This window comes from Patulibacter minatonensis DSM 18081, assembly GCF_000519325.1.
GTDB classification, from domain to species: domain Bacteria; phylum Actinomycetota; class Thermoleophilia; order Solirubrobacterales; family Solirubrobacteraceae; genus Patulibacter; species Patulibacter minatonensis.
Genome location: NZ_KI912613.1, coordinates 1,854,363 through 1,869,784, shown reverse-complemented (window position 1 = coordinate 1,869,784; position 15,422 = coordinate 1,854,363). Strand labels below are relative to the sequence as shown.

Annotated in this window: 14 protein-coding genes and 1 tRNA gene; 4 read left to right on the top strand and 11 right to left on the bottom strand. The window is 72.0% G+C overall.

The window, feature by feature from the left end; translation table 11 throughout:
- Positions 1–3 precede the first annotated feature (3 nt).
- Positions 4–990, top strand: a complete 987-nt coding sequence (locus tag PATMI_RS34155; RefSeq protein ID WP_051471227.1) for a TIGR03557 family F420-dependent LLM class oxidoreductase — start codon at positions 4–6, stop codon at positions 988–990.
- Between the two features lie 25 nt (positions 991–1,015).
- On the opposite strand, the gene PATMI_RS0108510 is transcribed toward PATMI_RS34155, so the two are convergent.
- The 6 genes from PATMI_RS0108510 to PATMI_RS34145 all read right to left on the bottom strand — a co-directional run bounded on the left by PATMI_RS0108510 (position 1,016) and on the right by PATMI_RS34145 (position 7,642).
- The gene (locus tag PATMI_RS0108510; protein ID WP_084269799.1) at positions 1,016–1,687 is read right to left on the bottom strand and encodes a methylated-DNA--[protein]-cysteine S-methyltransferase; all 672 of its coding nucleotides are present in this window, start codon (positions 1,685–1,687) and stop codon (positions 1,016–1,018) included.
- A 49-nt stretch (positions 1,688–1,736) separates the two neighbouring features.
- On the bottom strand, positions 1,737–2,234 hold the full coding sequence (locus tag PATMI_RS37330) for an RNA polymerase sigma factor (protein WP_026910587.1): 498 nt from the start codon (positions 2,232–2,234) through the stop codon (positions 1,737–1,739).
- Between the two features lie 137 nt (positions 2,235–2,371).
- The gene (locus PATMI_RS37325) at positions 2,372–3,205 is read right to left on the bottom strand and encodes a hypothetical protein (protein ID WP_026910586.1); all 834 of its coding nucleotides are present in this window, start codon (positions 3,203–3,205) and stop codon (positions 2,372–2,374) included.
- Positions 3,206–3,352: 147 nt separating this feature from the next.
- On the bottom strand, positions 3,353–4,729 hold the full coding sequence (locus tag PATMI_RS28500) for a patatin-like phospholipase family protein (RefSeq protein WP_245604137.1): 1,377 nt from the start codon (positions 4,727–4,729) through the stop codon (positions 3,353–3,355).
- Between the two features lie 134 nt (positions 4,730–4,863).
- Complete coding sequence (locus PATMI_RS38505) at positions 4,864–5,757, bottom strand: hypothetical protein (protein ID WP_051471225.1); 894 nt, start codon at positions 5,755–5,757, stop codon at positions 4,864–4,866.
- Positions 5,758–5,767: 10 nt separating this feature from the next.
- Positions 5,768–7,642 (bottom strand): GGDEF domain-containing protein, encoded by a 1,875-nt coding sequence (locus PATMI_RS34145; protein ID WP_051471224.1) that lies wholly within the window; start codon positions 7,640–7,642, stop codon positions 5,768–5,770.
- A gap of 166 nt (positions 7,643–7,808) precedes the next feature.
- Between PATMI_RS34145 and PATMI_RS0108480 the strand changes: the two genes are divergently transcribed.
- Positions 7,809–7,881 (top strand) — tRNA-Ala (locus PATMI_RS0108480).
- Between the two features lie 431 nt (positions 7,882–8,312).
- Here the strand turns inward: PATMI_RS0108480 and PATMI_RS0108475 are convergent.
- From PATMI_RS0108475 to PATMI_RS0108460, 4 genes are all read right to left on the bottom strand, one after another.
- Positions 8,313–9,323 (bottom strand): NAD(P)H-dependent glycerol-3-phosphate dehydrogenase, encoded by a 1,011-nt coding sequence (locus PATMI_RS0108475; RefSeq protein WP_026910585.1) that lies wholly within the window; start codon positions 9,321–9,323, stop codon positions 8,313–8,315.
- A gap of 157 nt (positions 9,324–9,480) precedes the next feature.
- Positions 9,481–10,722 carry an NAD(P)/FAD-dependent oxidoreductase gene (locus PATMI_RS0108470; RefSeq protein ID WP_026910584.1) on the bottom strand — a complete coding sequence of 414 codons (1,242 nt, stop codon included), beginning with the start codon at positions 10,720–10,722 and terminating at the stop codon, positions 9,481–9,483.
- A gap of 31 nt (positions 10,723–10,753) precedes the next feature.
- Entirely contained in the window at positions 10,754–12,139 is a 1,386-nt protein-coding gene (locus PATMI_RS0108465) for a cytochrome P450 (RefSeq protein ID WP_036727372.1), read from the bottom strand.
- A gap of 61 nt (positions 12,140–12,200) precedes the next feature.
- A complete protein-coding gene (locus tag PATMI_RS0108460; RefSeq protein ID WP_026910582.1) occupies positions 12,201–12,521 on the bottom strand; it encodes a 2Fe-2S iron-sulfur cluster-binding protein in 321 nt (106 codons plus the stop codon).
- A 136-nt stretch (positions 12,522–12,657) separates the two neighbouring features.
- On the opposite strand from PATMI_RS0108460, the gene PATMI_RS0108455 reads away from it, so the two are divergent.
- Positions 12,658–13,242, top strand: coding sequence for a TetR/AcrR family transcriptional regulator (locus PATMI_RS0108455; RefSeq protein ID WP_026910581.1), 585 nt, complete (start codon positions 12,658–12,660; stop codon positions 13,240–13,242).
- Between the two features lie 51 nt (positions 13,243–13,293).
- Here the strand turns inward: PATMI_RS0108455 and PATMI_RS0108450 are convergent, their stop codons facing one another.
- Complete coding sequence (locus PATMI_RS0108450) at positions 13,294–14,505, bottom strand: PucR family transcriptional regulator (protein WP_157260677.1); 1,212 nt, start codon at positions 14,503–14,505, stop codon at positions 13,294–13,296.
- Between the two features lie 308 nt (positions 14,506–14,813).
- On the opposite strand from PATMI_RS0108450, the gene PATMI_RS0108445 reads away from it, so the two are divergent.
- On the top strand, positions 14,814–15,413 hold the full coding sequence (locus PATMI_RS0108445) for a TetR/AcrR family transcriptional regulator (RefSeq protein WP_026910579.1): 600 nt from the start codon (positions 14,814–14,816) through the stop codon (positions 15,411–15,413).
- Positions 15,414–15,422: the final 9 nt, after the last annotated feature.

The following is a 15,422-nucleotide window of genomic DNA, read 5'->3' as shown; positions in this document are numbered from 1 at the left end:
TGCATGTCGAGCACCGAGTACTGGTTCGCCGGATCGACCGAGGAGTTCACGCCTCCGGAGCTGGTCGCGCAGGCGCAGGCCGCCGAGGACGTGGGCTTCGACGCGCTGGGGCTCTCCGACCACTTCGGTCCGTGGTTCCCGGGCGGCCAGGGCTCGCAGGCGTGGGTGACGCTCGCGGCGATCGGCGCGGCGACGACGCTCCCTCTGGCCACCGGTGTGACGCCGGTACAGCACCACTACCACCCGGGTGTGGTCGCGCAGGCGTTCGCCGCGCTCGAGGCGCTGTACCCGGGACGCGTCACCCTCGGGGTGGGCTCCGGCGAGTCCGTCAACGAGTCGCCGTTCGGACTGGACTGGCCGTCGCTGGAGGTCCAGCAGGCCCGCTTCGACGCGGGCCTCGAGGCGATCAACCGGCTGTGGGACGGCGAGACCGTGACGATGGACGGCGGCTGGTTCCGCCTGCACGAGGCCAAGCTCTTCACGCTGCCCGAGCAGCGGCCCCGGATGATCGTCTCCGCCTTCGGTCCGAAGGCCGCCCGGATCGCCGCCGAGCGCGGCGACGGGCTCTGGACCCTCGGCGACCCGGACGAGGCGCCCGCGGTGATCGACGCCTACCGGGCGGCGTGCTCCGACCTCGGCAAGGAGCCCGGGACGATCGTCCTCCAGTCCGGGATCGCGTGGGCGTCGTCGCAGGACGCCGTGATCGAGGGCGCGCGGAAGTGGAAGCCCACCCAGCTGCCCGAGCTCTACGTCGACGACATCTCCGACCAGCACGAGATGCAGCGGCGCGCCGACGCCGTGATGACCGACGAGGAGTTCGCCCACGAGGGGTTCATCGCCTCCGCCGACCTCGACGAGCACGCGGAGCGGATCCGCGAGATCGAGGAGCTGGGCGCGGACGCCGTCTGCCTGCAGCTGATCGGCAGCGCCGACCCGATGGGCACGATCGCCGCCTACGGGTCGACCGTGCTGCCGGCGCTCTGCGACTGACGCCGCGGGCCCCGGCCCGCGCTCCTCAGGCCGCCGCGCCCTCCAGCTCGAGCAGGCGGGCCTTCATCTCGACGCCGCCCAGGTAGTTGCCGAGCGCGCCGTCGGACCGGACGACCCGGTGGCACGGGACGATGATCGGCAGCGGGTTGGTCGCCAGCGCGGTGCCCGCGGCGCGGACGGCGTTCGGGCTGCCGGCGGCGGTCGCGACGCCCCGGTAGCTGGACGTCTCACCGAACGGGATCAGGGCCGTCGCGCGCAGCACCTCGCGCCGGAACGCCGTGACGAGCCGCCAGTCCAGGGCGACGTCGAACCCGCGCCGCCGGCCGGCGAAGTACTCGTCGAGCTCGCGTCGGGCCCCGGCGAGGACCGGGGTCCGCGCGCGGAGGATCCGCGGCGACACGGACGCGGCCAGGCGGGCGAGCGCGTCGTCGGCGTCCTCCGCGGGCAGGACGAGTCGGACGACGCCCTCCGGCGTCGCCCCGATCCGGACGACGCCGACGGGGGTGTCGTGGTCCTCGTACGCGACGCCGACCGCGCCCTCGTCGACCGCTCGCGCCGCGAACCGCTCCCGGGCCTCCCGGAACGCGTCGTCCGCCGCGGGCGTGCCGCGCAACGCGTCCTCGAGCCGGTCGTCGGGGCCGGGTGCAGCACGGGGGTCGTCGGGGCCGTGGGTGGTGCGGGAGTCGTCGGTGCTCATGCTCGTAGGACGGTCGGGGTGGGCGGTTCGTGAGAGCGTGACGGCGTGGTCATCGCCCGACCTCGTCGCGCAGGCGCCTGAGGCCCTCGAAGACGTTGCGGCGGGCGGCATCGACCGACGTGCCCATGACCGCGGCGACGTCGGCGTGCGAGAGGTCCGCGAGGTACCGCAGCCCGACCGCCTCGCGCTGCTTCGGCGGCAGTCGTGCGACCGTCGCCCAGATCCCGCTGCCGGGCTCGGGGTCGTGCCACGGGTCCGCGTGGGCCTCGAGCGCGTCGCCGGCCGGCGTGGGCGCCCGCGCGACGCTCCGCGCGGCGTCGACGATCTTGCGCTGCGCGATCTGGAACAGCCAGCCGCCGGCGGCGCCCGGGTCGCGGAGCCCGTCGTACGCGCGCAGCGCCGCGAGCAGCGTCTCCTGGAAGCACTCCTCGCCGCGGTCGGGACCAAGACGGGCGACGCAGAACCGCAGGACGCCGGGGCCGTGCCGCTCGACGACGACGTCGAACGGGGGCGGCGCGGGCGGATCAGGGGGCGGGGAGGCGCGCACGCGTCCCCCACCTTCGCGGACGGAGCGGTCGTTCGGGCGGTCGTCGTGCGGCACGTCACCCGTGGGACGGCCGGGACCGCCCGAACGTGAGATCCCGGGGTGCGCGCGGTCGGGGCCGGCCGTCGCCGCGGCGCGGGTCAGCGGAGCGAGGTGCCAGCGACCCGCTCGGCGTCGTCGACGACCTCGAGGGCCTGCACCGCGCGGGAGGCGAGCTCCGCGATCCGCGGGCCCGGCGCCGCGGGTGCGTCCGCGGGGACGGGGCGGCGGTCCCGGTCGCCGGCCATGACCGCCACCAGCATCACGCACTCGGCCGTGGCCTCGGCGATCTCGTCCACGAGCGCCACGTCGGGCGTTCCGTGCGCGTCCGCCGTGCGCAGCTCCCAGGAGAGGCACGCCAGGCGACGGCTCTCGTAGGCGAGCCGGGCGTCCAGGCGGTCGGCACCGGGCGGCAGGTCGCGGTCGTCGAGCGCGGTGCGCATGCGCAGGAGGGCCGTCCGCTCCCCCGCCAGCCACGTCGCGTCGTCGATCTCGAGCAGCGCCGACGGCGACGGGGCCCACACGGGGGCCAGGCCGTCGAGCGTCCGCAGGTGCGCGTCCGGGCCGTCGAGGACCTCGAACTCGGGGCGCCGCAGCCCGCCGGACGGGGTCCGCCGGAGCGGGAACGCCTCCTCCATCAGGAACGCGCGCTCCGCCCGGCCGTACCGCAGCTCGGCGGCCCGGGCGCTGGTGCGCAGGGTGGCGGCGACCTCGGGCCACGACGCACCCCCGACGCGCTCGAGCACGACGGCGCGGTCGAGCAGCCGGCGCTCCGCCGGTCCGTGCAGCGGGAAGCGCAGGACGAGCGCGTGCAGCAGCCCGTCGTGGGCCGCGGCACGTCCGACGAGGTCCGCGGTGCGCGGGACCCGCGCGGCGGCGGTCGCGGCACTGAGGGCGGCGAGGTTGAGGGTCGTCCAGCGAGGGCGGTTCACCATGGGTGCTCCCGGGGCCGCTGGGGGTCGGGCCGGTGTCGGGGCCGCCGGGGAGGCAGCCGTGCGCCCATGATCGGCGCGCCCGGTGCCAACGTCGTGAGCGCCGCGTATCAGTTCGGTCGCGATCCTTCGCGACCGGACGGGTGTCCGTCAGGCGGCGACCGTCGCGCCGCCGCGGCCGCCGTCCTGCGCCCCGTCGCCCTCGCGGTCGCTCTTCCGCCGGCGACGGTTCGTCGTGTCCTCCGGCGGGATCCGGCCGGTGTCGAAGTCGAAGTCGTGCCCGGCCTCGGAGCACCAGAAGTCGGGGTGCCGGTCGAGCCAGTCGTTCGCGTCGCGCTTGCCGGCCTCGATCAGGAGGTCGAAGTACAGGTCGTCGAACAGCAGGAACGACAGGAGCTCGCCGCGGGCCGGCGTCCGGCCGCCTCCCAGCAGGCGCGAGAACAGCGGCAGGTCCGGGTTCAGCAGGCCGCGCCACCCGCGGTAGCGGCGGTCGAAGACCTCGTCGGCCAGCTCGCCCAGCTCGCCGCGGTGCCGGGGCGACACGAGCGCGTACTCGATCTTCCGGTAGGCGGGCTTCCCGCGCTCGCTGCGGAACTTCCGGGACGCCCGCGCGGCGGGGCTGCCGGGTGCCGCGATCATCTCGTTCAGGGTGACCATCTGGTGCAGGTCGTCGTTGACCTGGTCGACCAGCAGGCCGTCGACGATGTTCGAGATGACGTCCGCGATCCGCGGGACGAGCGGCTTCTTCGCGCTGCGCGGGGTGCGGTCGCCGAGGGGTTCGAAGCCGATGACGACGACGCGGTCCGCGCCGAGCGCCAGCGCCGGCGCGATCGGCGTGTTCAGGCGGGTGGCGCCGTCGACGTAGTACTCGGAGGGCTCGTCGGGGTGGTCGACGCGCACCGGGGCGAACAGCAGCGGGATCGCCGCGGACGCCCGGACGTGCTGGGCGTCGAGCTCGTCGACCCGGACGTACCGGAGGTCGGCGCTGCGCTTCGTCTCGGGGACCTCGGCCCGGCCCTGGACCCAGGCGACCGGCCCGCTCCGCGCCAGCGACGTGGCGACGAGGCAGACCGCGTCGTAGGCCCCGTCGCGCCCGTTCTTCGCGAGGTCGTCCCAGTCGACGATCTTGTCGAGCGTCGCGCGCAGCGGCGTCGGGTCCATCAGGCCGGCGAGACGGACCCCGGGGACCTCGAGCATGTCGCCGATCAGCCGGAACAGCGTGCGCGGCAGGCCGGGCCCGACGACGCTGCGGATGATGTCCTTCTTGCTGATCGCGTGCCAGTGCTCGAGGCCCTGGCGGACCTGCTCCTCCGCGGGCAGGTGCGCGACCGACCCGAGGTAGGCCGCGTTGATCGCCCCGACCGACGTGCCGCAGAAGATCGTGGGCTGCTCGCCGCGGCGTTCGAGCTCGGGCAGGAGCACCGAGAGCGCACCGACCTCGTAGGCGCCGCGGGCCCCGCCGCCCGGGAGCACCAGTGCCACGCGCTTGTCGGGGGCGTCCCCGGCCGATCGGTCCACGGGACTCATCGCTGCAGGGAGTATGGCGCGGTCGGGCCCCCGGAACGGCGCTCGTCCGCCCGCGCCGCCCGCGGCCGGACGCGTGTACGGCGGCCCGGGCCGGCGGGCGGACCGGCGCTCGGGCGCGCCGGCGCCACCGGGTCTTAGAAGTCGAAGTCGCGCGGCGGCTTCTGCTCGAACCAGAGCCGGTCGTGATCCGGCGTCTCCTCGAGGAACTCCGGCGTCTCCGACAGCGGATCGTTCGTGGGCTCGCCCTGCGTGGTGTCGCCACCGCCGACGCGCCGGCGCGGCACGGCCGGGACGCCCTGGGTGGGCGTGCCCGCGGCGGGAGGTGCGGGCGGCGCCGGGGGTGCCGGCGGAGCGGGCGGCGCCGGGGGCGCGACGACGACCGGCGGAGCGGGCGGGGCCGCTGCCGGCGGGGCGGGCGGTGCCGGCGGAGCGGCGGGCTCCGACGAGACGGGCGGGGGCGATGGCACCGCGGCCGCGGCCGGCGGGGGCGGCGGCACGGACGCGGTGGCGGGGGGCGCGGGCACGTCGGCCGGCGCGAAGCTCGCGGGGGGCGGGGGCGGCGGGACGGCGCCGGCGGGTGGGGGCGGCGGGACGCTGGCCGCGGGTGCGGCGGCCTGGCCGTCCTGGACGCCCTCGGTGAAGTCGAACGTGTCGTCGACGCCTGAGGCGTAGCTCGGCGGCGGGGGCGGCGGGGCGGACGCGGCCTCGGGGGCCTGCGCGAAGCTCGCGGGAGGCGGCGGGACGACCGGTCCCTGCTCCTGCGGGATCGAGAACGCCTCGGTCGGCGGCGGCTCGGGCGCGCCACCGAGGGCGGCGGCGTCGTAGGCCCCGGACACGTCGGCGGACTCGTCGTCGAAGACGGCGGCCGACGACTCGTCGTCCCAGTCGGGCTCGCCCTCGGCCTCGAGCTCCGCCGCGGTGACCGGGCCCAGCGCCTCACGCTCGAGCCTGGAGACCTCCACGGGATCGGACCCGTGGCGGCGCTTCAGCTCGAGGTGCTCGCGGATCGCGTCATCAAGCACACCCATCGCCCTGATCCTACCCGGGCTGTGCCGAGTCGTCAGCACTGACCGTTCTGTTGCGCCCGCCGCGCTTGGCGGCGTACAGCGCCTCGTCCGCGGAGGCGACGAGACGCGGCACGTCGATCGTCGGCCCGGACACCGTGGCGGTCCCGACCGAGGTCGTGAAGCGGACCTCGCGACCGTCGCCTGCCGGCACGACGAGGCCACCGACGGCGATCCGGAGCCGCTCCGCGAGGATCCGCGCGCCCTCGACGTCGGCGTGCGGCAGGACCACCGCGAACTCCTCGCCGCCGAGCCGCGCCGCGACGTCCCCACCGCGGACCGCCTCGCGCAGCGCCTGGGCCGTGGCCTTCAGCACCTCGTCGCCGACCCCGTGCCCGTACTGGTCGTTGACGGACTTGAAGTGGTCGAGGTCGAGCGCCAGGAGCGACAGCGGGCGGCCCTCGCGCTCGGCCGCATCGACCGCGGACGCGAGGAGGTCGTCGAAGCGCCGGCGGTTCGCGAGGCCGGTGAGCGGGTCGGTGTGGGCCTCGCGCTCGGCCTCCTCGTGCCGGCCGACGTTCTCGAGCGACACCGCGGCCTGACCGGAGAGGTACCCGACCATCTCGGCGTCCGCCTTCGTGAACGGCACGTCGTCGCGGGCGACCACGACCGTCCCGACGAGGTCGGCGGCGTGCATCACGACGGCCAGGGCGTGCTGGCTCCCGTCGGACAGGAGGACCTCGCGGCCCTCCCCTGCGCGGTCGGCGGCCCGGCGCAGGAGCGCGTCGAACCGCGTGGTGCCCCCGGTCTCGGCGACCTCCTCGCGACCGTCCACGACCACCCGGGCGCGCGCGGCGTCGGCGCGGACCCCGTCGGCGGCGGCGCGGGCGACGATCTCCAGCAGGCCCTCGCGGTCGAGGTTGGCGGCGAACGTCTCGCCGATCCGGCGGATCGCTGAGCGCAGGCGGGCGCGCTCGTCCTCCAGCTCGTCGAGCCGGCGCCGCAGCTGCCGGCTCATCGCGTTGAAGCCGTCGGCCAGCAGCGCGAACTCGTCGTCGCCGTTGCCGCGCGGGATCTCGTGCTGGAAGTCGCCCTCACCGAGCCGCTTGGAGCCCTCGAGGAGGATCCCGACCTGCCGCTGCAGCGAGCGGGACACGGCCAGGGCACCGATGCCGGCGAGCACCAGGAAGAGCACGAGCGTGCCGATCAGGGCGATCCGCTCGCCGGTCGACGCGCGGCTGTCGTCGCCGCGGTTGAAGATCACGACGCCGTCCTGCGGCCCGCCGAACCCGGCCTCGCGGAGCATCACCGCCGTCCAGTCGCCGCCGTCGACGGTCTTCACGCGGTCCTGCGGCGGCAGCTCGCTCGGCCCGTCCGTCGCGCCCGCGATGACGCGCCCGGTGCGCCCCGACCGCACCTGGATCATCCGGCCGGTGAGCCCCTCGAGCCGCGACGCGAGCGACTTGGGCCCGATGACCGACGTCTCGATCGTGCCGAGCCTCTCCCGCGCCGAGCCCGATCCGACGAGGTCGTTGCGCTGCGGCAGGACCGCCGACGGGCTGCCGACGTCGACGACCTTCCCGGTCCGCGCGATCGTGATCCGCATCCGCCGGGCGTCGGTGTTCGGGGAGAGCAGCTGCCCGGCCCGCTTCTCCACGCGCGCGAAGGAGCCGGACTCGAGCGCCGCGGCGAGCTCGCGGTCCCGGGCGATCCGGCCGTTGAGCGCCGCCGCCTGGTCCCGGTAGATGTCGGACACGCGCGCGACCGCCCGCCCCTGCGAGGCGAGCGCCGATTCGACCTTGCCCTGGGCCGCCCCGTCGATCGTCCGCAGCAGCACGACGCCGACGGCGAACAGCGGGGCGACGACCAGGAGGACGAAGAAGAGGTTGAGTCGCGTCCGGAAGCTCACGCGCCGCCGAGCGTAGCCCCCCGGGGCCAACAATTCCGGGCGGCACCGTGCGACATCGAGCGATCGGCCAGAACGCTGGACACCGTCCGTCCGTCTGTCCCGGCGACGCGGGCCCGGAGGACCGCACGACACGCCCGGCGCGCCCCGGGCTAGAATCCAGCGTCCTGGGGCTATAGCTCAGCTGGAAGAGTGCCTGGATCGCACCCAGGAGGTCGTCGGTTCGAGCCCGACTAGCTCCACCTAGGACGAGAACCCGCCACCAGGCGGGTTCTCGCATTCCCGGCCAGGTGACGCCCATCACGAACGGGCACGACACCCCGGGCGGCGTAGCGCGATGGCGTAGCACTCATCGTCGCAATCGGACGTTTCGAAGGACCCCGCACCTTTCGTCAGCGACCCTCGCACAGGCGTTTGGTAGTTCGATCGCCGACCCCGTCAGATCGTTCGCGACGCGCTCTACGCTGGAGTCGACCCTCCGCCGTAGTCGGCATGGGGACCTCAGCCGCAGACGGCCGATGCCCGGTTCTCTCGCATCCCGCGCAACAGCCGGGGCCGGCGCTCAGCGCCAGATGGTCGCCGCAGCCCGAACACTCCGCGCCGAGCACCGGACTCCGCGAAAGCAGCACTCGGGTCGGTGCCATCGGCGTTCTCGATCTGGCGACGTTCGATACTAGGCGACCTCATGCCGTTCGCTCTGCGCCACCTCGGCGCGGAGTCCGCGGTAGGCATCCCGCGCCGTCCGTCCTTCGTTGACCACGGCGTCGACCTCCTCCGCGATCGGCATCGAGACGTCGTGGATCGCGGCCAACTCGAGGACGGTGCGCACGCTCTTCACGCCCTCAGCGACCTGATTCATTCCCTCGAGGATCTCCTCGATCGTCTTGCCGCGACCGAGCTCTTCGCCGACCCGCCGGTTGCGGGAGAGTTGGCTGGAGCACGTCGCGAGAAGGTCGCCGAGACCCGTCAGACCCGTGAACGTCAGGGGGTCGCCGCCAAGTGCCACACCGAGCCGCGTGAGCTCCGCCAGGCCACGGGTCACCACCATGGCTCGGGTGTTGTCTCCGACGCTCAGGCCGTCGGCCATGCCGCTGGCGATCGCGATGACGTTCTTCAACGCGCCACCGAGCTCGCTCCCGACGACGTCGGCATTGCGGTAGACCCGGAACAGCGGCGTGGAGAACAACGGTTGCAACGCCTTGGCAACCTCGGTGTCGGGCGTCGCGACGACGGACGCGGCGGCCTTGCCGTCGAGGATTTCTCGGGCGAGGTTCGGGCCGGCGAGCACCCCTACCGGGTGTCCCGGGAGGACGGAGCCGATGATCTGGGTCGGGCGCAGGCGGGTGCCGACCTCGATGCCCTTCGAGAGCGACAGCACCGGCACCCATGGGCGCACATGCGGGGCTGCGAGCCCGGCGACCTCGCGGAGCGCCTGCGACGGGACGCCCATGACGAGAACGTCGGCATCCGAGACCGCGGCCGCGAGGTCGTCGGTCGCCCGCAGGTTTTCGGTGAGCGGTCGGTCTTCGAGGAACCGCGTGTTGCGGTGGTTGTGGTCGATGTCGCGGGCGACGTCAGCGTCCCGCGCCCAAAGTGTGGTCGGCGTGTTCGTCGCGGCGAGAGAGGCGACTGCGGTCGCCCAAGAGCCTCCGCCCAGGACGACCACGTTGATCGGTGTGGTCATGAGTCACGTCAGGTCGTTCTTGAGCATCGGGCTGGTCCCGCAGAGGTCGAAGAAGGCAGCGCCCTCGGGGGCGTCGGCGATTGCGGTGAGCCGCTCCGGCAGGCTCGCCGTCTACCGTGAGCTCCGCTGGCGCGCTCGCGGGTCCGTCGTGACCCGATCAGCCCGTAGGGCTCGTGGACGCTTGAAGCAGCGACGCCAGCGGCGTTCCTGGGTCGGCCAGCATCGAACGATCCGGCGACAGACCCTCGGCGATGGCGCGCTTGCTGAACATGAACTCCTTCGCGTTGTTGACGCAGTCGGCGGCGACCAATCGCCCGTCCGCGAAGTAGAAGCACGCGAAGGCACGACCGGCGGCGGGGTCTCCGCGCAGCACGACGGTGTCGTAGCCCGTGCTGAGGCCGGCGATCTGGAGCTTCAGGTCGTACTGGTCGGACCAGAACCACGGGAGTGCGGAGATCGGCTTGTCCTTGCCGCAGATCGCTCCGGCGACGCTCTTCGCGTGCTCGACCGCGTTGGACACGCACTCCAACCGCAGGCGGCGGTCGTAGCGGGCGTCGTAGTGGTTGGCGCAGTCCCCGGCGGCGAAGATGTCCGGATCGTCGGTGCGGCCGTGCGCGTCGACGACGATGCCGTTGTCGACAGCCAGCCCAGCGTCCTGCGCCAGCTCGACGTTGGGGAGGACTCCGACACCGACGATGACGAGGTCGGCCGCGATGTGGTCGTCGTCGGTGAGCCGGACGCTGGTGACCTGATCTTCGCCCTCGAGCGCCAAGACGCCGACGCCAAGTCGGAGGTCGACCCCTTCTTCCCGGTGGACGCGGTCGTAGAAGGCCGAGACCGCTGGGGCGGTGACGCGCTGCAGGACGCGTTCAGCGACCTCGAGCACGGTGACCTCGACGCCCAGCTTCCGCAACGACGCCGCCGCCTCCAGGCCGATGTAGCCGGCGCCGACGATGACCGCGCGGCTGGCCCCCGCGAGGCTGTCGCGAATGGCCGTGATGTCGGCCGCGTCCCGCAGGTAGTGAACGCCGGCGAGCTCCATCCCGGGAATGCTCAGCGGACGCGGTCGGGCTCCCAGGCAGAGGACGAGCTTGTCGTAGCCCAGTTCTTCGCCGTCGTCCAGCGTGACGGTCCTGGCTTCTCGGCTGATCCGGGTGACCCGGGCGTGACGGAACGCCACCTGCTCCTTCTCGTAGAACTCCGGCTTGCGGATGTGGAGGTCCTCGATCGTCGTCGTTCCCGCGAGGAACGTCTTCGACAGCGGCGGCCGGTGATAGGGCAGCGACGGCTCGTCGCCGATCAACAGAATCTCGCCGTCCCAGCCGTCACGGCGCAGGCTGACGCACAGCTGCGCACTTGCGTGGCTGGCTCCGACGATGACCACCCGCTGGGTCCCCATAGCTCTCCCCGATCCCCGTCGTCGCCCGAGGTCAGCTGGCCGTTTTGGGTGTCAGCTGGACCATCATCTTCTCGTAGCCCTTGACGAAGTTGGATTGCACGTATTCGGGCTCGCCAACGACGTCGATCCGGTCGAACCGGGCGAGCAGCTCCTCCCACAGGATGCGCAGCTGCATCTCGGCGAGACGGTTGCCCATGCAGCGGTGCACGCCGAAGCCGAACGCGATGTGGTTGCGCGCGTTCTTGCGGTCGATGATGAGCGCGTCGGCGTTCTCGAACTTGCTCTCGTCGCGGTTCCCCGACGCGTACCACATGACGACCACGTCGCCCTTGCGGATGAACTGTCCGCCGAAGTGGACGTCCTTCTTGGCGACCCGGCGCATGTACGCCAGCGGGGTCTGCCACCGGATGATCTCGGAGACCATGTTCGGGATCAGCTTCGGGTCGGCCTTCAGCTTCTCGAACTCGTCCGGGTACTTGTTGAGGGCAAGGACGCCCCCGGACATCGAATTGCGGGTGGTGTCGTTGCCGCCGACGATGAGCAGCGTCAGGTTGCCGAGGAACTCGAGCGGCCGCTTGATCAGGTCCTTCGTGTCCTCGGAGGTCTGCATCAGCGTGATCAGGTCGAACCCGTCCGCCTCACCGGCGGCTCGCCGCGCGGCCTTGTCGTGCCAGAGCGCCACGAAGCCCTTCGCCAGCTCCTCGGTGGCGGCGTAGAAGTCGTCCTGGTGCGTCGTGCCGCCAGTCCCCTCAGCGGTCGAGCTGATCGTGTCGGACCAGTAGGTGAGCTTGCGTCGCTGCTCGTACGGGAAGTCCAGCAGCGTTGCCAGCATCCGGCCCGTGATCTCGATGGAGACCTTCTGCACCCAGTCGAACGGCTCGTCGGTCGGCAGGCCGTCGAGCACCTCCCGGACGCGCTCGCGGATGAGCCCTTCCATCTCTTTGAGGTTCCGGGGCGCGACGACGCCCTGCACGGCTTTGCGTTGGACGTCGTGCTTGGGCGGGTCCATCGCGATGAACATCTCGATGTCCAGCGGCGGGGGCCCGAGGACGATGTGGGGCTCCGCCGAGAAGACCTCGGGGTTCGAGTCGACGGCCTGGATGTCCGCGTAGCGCGTGATGGACCAGAACGGACCGAACGGGCTGTCGGCGAGGTAGTGGACCGGGGCCTCTTCGCGCAGCCGCTCGAAGTACGAGTTCCACTTCCCCTGCCGGTTCATGAAGGGGTTGCTGACGTCGATGTCGGTCAGCGGAACGTCGACCGGGTCCGGGATCGGCTCCTCGGTGAAGACCAGCGGCGTGCTCATGCCGGCCAGGCGCTTCGCCTTCTCGACGAGGTGCGCTGCTCGCACCTGTCGGTCGGCAGGAACGGTCGATTGCACCTTGTCGACCACTCTGGTCCTGGCCCTGTCCAGCATGCTCTCGGTGGGTGTCATCGCTGTTCCTCTTGCCTGTCGTCGATCGCGGGGGAAGTCGGCACTACATCTGGAACTCGGGGAGGTGTACCCGGAGTCCGTCGAGTTCGGAACGTGCTTTCAGCTGGCAGGAGAGGCGCGAGTTCGGGGCGCACTCCGGGGACATCTCGATCATCTGCGTCTCCTCATCCGAGCGCGTCCCGGTCGTGGCGATCCACGCGTCGTCGACGATGACGTGGCAGGTGCCGCACGCCGCCTCGCCCCCGCAGTCGCCGTCGATACCGGGCACGCCGTTGCTGGTGGCCAGCTCCATGAGCGACTCCCCGTCGACGAGGTCCACGTCGTGCGAAGTTCCGTCGTGCTCCACGAACGTGATCGTTCCCATGCGTGTTCCTGTTCTTCCGTGAGGGTGGTGTCCGCCGCGACTCGAACCGAGCCGCGGACGGGGTCTGTCGGAGGACCGACCATCCCACACGACTTTACGCAATGTCAAGCCTGATCGTAATGTCTAGACTGGGGTCATGGCGACTCTCTCCCGGCGGGCTCGCACTGCCGAGACCCGCAAGGCCACCGAAGCGGAACTGCTCCGCGCGGCCGTCTCGCTGCTCGAGGAGGGCACGGCCTACGCGGACATCTCGATCGAGCAGATCGTGCGCCGGGCCGGGTTCACGCGGCCGACCTTCTACACCTACTTCAACGACAAGCGCGCTCTGGTCCTCAAGCTCGGCGCTGCACTGGAGGCAGATCTCTCCGACGCCGCCGAGCCGTGGCTGAGCTTCGCCGACGTTCCGCTCCGCGACACGCTCACAGGGGTGCTGGCCGTGTTCACCCGACATCGTGTGAGCGTTGGGGCGATCACCGAGGCCGCCACCTACGACCCGGAAGTCGCCGCGTTCTGGCAGGCCTTCCATGACCGCTTCCGTCCCGGTGCGGAGCGCCGCATCGTTGCCGGCGATCCGGACCTCCCTGCTGCGGGCGTCGCCGCTCGTGCCTACGCCCTCGTGTACATGACCGAGCGCGCGTTCACCGAGCACGTCGCCCGGCCGACGCTCGACGAGCAGGCCCTCATCGATCAGGTCACCTGGCTCTGGCAGGCCGCGACCTGAGTCCCGGCGCCCGTGGCGGGGGCCACTACCTCCGGGTAGACCTCGCGCGGATCAGTCGGTGGGTTCAGCCTCAAGGATCGAGGCGAGCACGAGCGCGGTCTCGAGCTCGATGCCCCAGGCGTCTGAGCGGATCCCGAGCACTTTTTCTGTGTGCTTGACACGAGTGAAGACCGTGTTCTTGTGGAGGAAGAGCGCTTCTCCCGCTCGTGCGTGGCTTCGGTTGTGTCGCAGGAAGTTAAGGGCTGTCCTGCGCAGGTCAGAGAGCCGGGGGTCCGGGCCTGAGAGCGGGCCGAGGCGTGAGCGCATGAACCGCGTCGCGCGTTCGAGGTCCTGGGTGAGCAGCGAGACCAGCTCGACAGATCGGTACGACGTGGTGCCCCGCTCGGAGAGCATTCCCGGGAAGCGGCCGACGAACTCGAGCGTCTCGAGGGCCTCGAGGTGCGAGGTCCGGAAGCCGTCGATCCCGGGTGCCGGGTCGGCGAACGCGATGCGCACGTGTTCCGCGGGCCGCCATTCGGCGTGCAGACGGGCGGCGAGGTCGTTGACGTCGTCGACGGTGCGGAACCATGCCCAGGCCGTTGTTCCCTCGCCCGGGACGACGAGCGAGGCGTTCGCGCCGACGGCCGCGACGATCCGTAGGGCCTCGTCGCGCAAGGTCTCAAAACCGCAGTCCTGGGCGTCCGCGGCCAGGACGAAGGCCCCGTGGTGACCGGTGAGGTCATAGCCGAGGTGCCGGCCGAGACGTCGTTCGTCGACGCCGCGACGTTCCATGATCGCCTGCAGCGCCTCGCTGCGGACTGCTTCGGGGCTCCGGTGCCAGCTGTTGCGCTCGTCGCCGTAGATGGCGGCTATCGCCTCACTGACACGGTCGATGTAGTCGAAGAGGAACGCGTCGACTGCGACGGTGGCCCGGAGGCGAAGTGCGTCGTCGAAGGCCTGCTGTTCAAAGAGCGCGGCGGCCCGCGCGGACAGGAACGCCTGCCCGAGGTGATACGTCCGCAGCAGGACGTCAAGGGACACGCCTCGCCGGATCAGGGACCGCGCGTGCTCGATGGCCGGGCCGGGGACCGCGATCTCGGTGGTCGACGCGCCTTCGCAGACGATGCGGGCCACGACTTCGAGGTGCGCCTGACAGCACGCGCGCGTCTCACCGAAGGCACTGCCCGCGACCGACCGGCGTTCCAGCTCGGGGAGGCGGTGGTGTAGATGCATCGCCATCGCCTCGGCGCAGCCTCCGTCGCGCCTTGCAATGGACTGGAGCACGACCAACGCCTCGGTCGGGATCTTGACCGGACCCGACGGCGCTCCCTCGGCTCGTCCACCCGGCGGGGGCGGACCCGGACGGGTGGAGCGTTGGCCGTGACGAGGACCGTGCAGCGACGGGCTACGTGTCTGGAGGGGCTGGATCATCAGAGGGCGTCTCTTCGGCCGGCGGGGCGCCACGAAGGCGACGGACGCGAGGCTCGTGTTCCGGCGGCAGTCGTGCCTCGAACGCCAGCTCCTCGAACGTACGCTAGCGCTTTCCATCCTGTCAAGTCGAAACAGGTTTGCATGTCAAATACGATCAGTCGGTGTCCGTCCTGTCGCGCCGCTCCGCCACCGCTGACGCACGGAGGGCGACCGAGCAGGCCCTGCTCGACGCGACCGTCGCCCTCCTCGAGGAGGGCCGGGCGTTCGCCGAGATCAGCATTGAGCAGATCGTCCGTGGCGCCGGCGTGTCGCGGCCAACCTTTTACTCGTACTTCCGCGACAAGCGCGCGCTGATCCTCGAGCTCGGCGAGGGCGTCCGGCAGGCATTGATCCAGAGCGCGGACCCATGGCTGGACCTCGTCGACGACGACGTCGAGCACTCGCTCGCGGCGCTGCTGCGCACCTACCAGCGGTACGCGTCGACGGTCCGGGCGCTGATGGAGGCCGCCACGTATGACGAGGAGGTCGCGGCGTTTTGGCGGGTCCTGCACGACGGATTCCTCCCTCGCGTCGAGCAGCGCATCCTCGCTTCCGTCCCGGACATCCCCGACGACCAGGCACACGCCCGCGCCTACTCGCTCGTCTGGATGACGGAGCGCGTCCTGTCGGAACACACGGCACGCCCGACCGTCACGGAGTCCGCGCTGCTCCGACAGCTCGCTTGGGTCTGGACGACCTCAACGTCCGACATATCCACTTGACGTGATGTA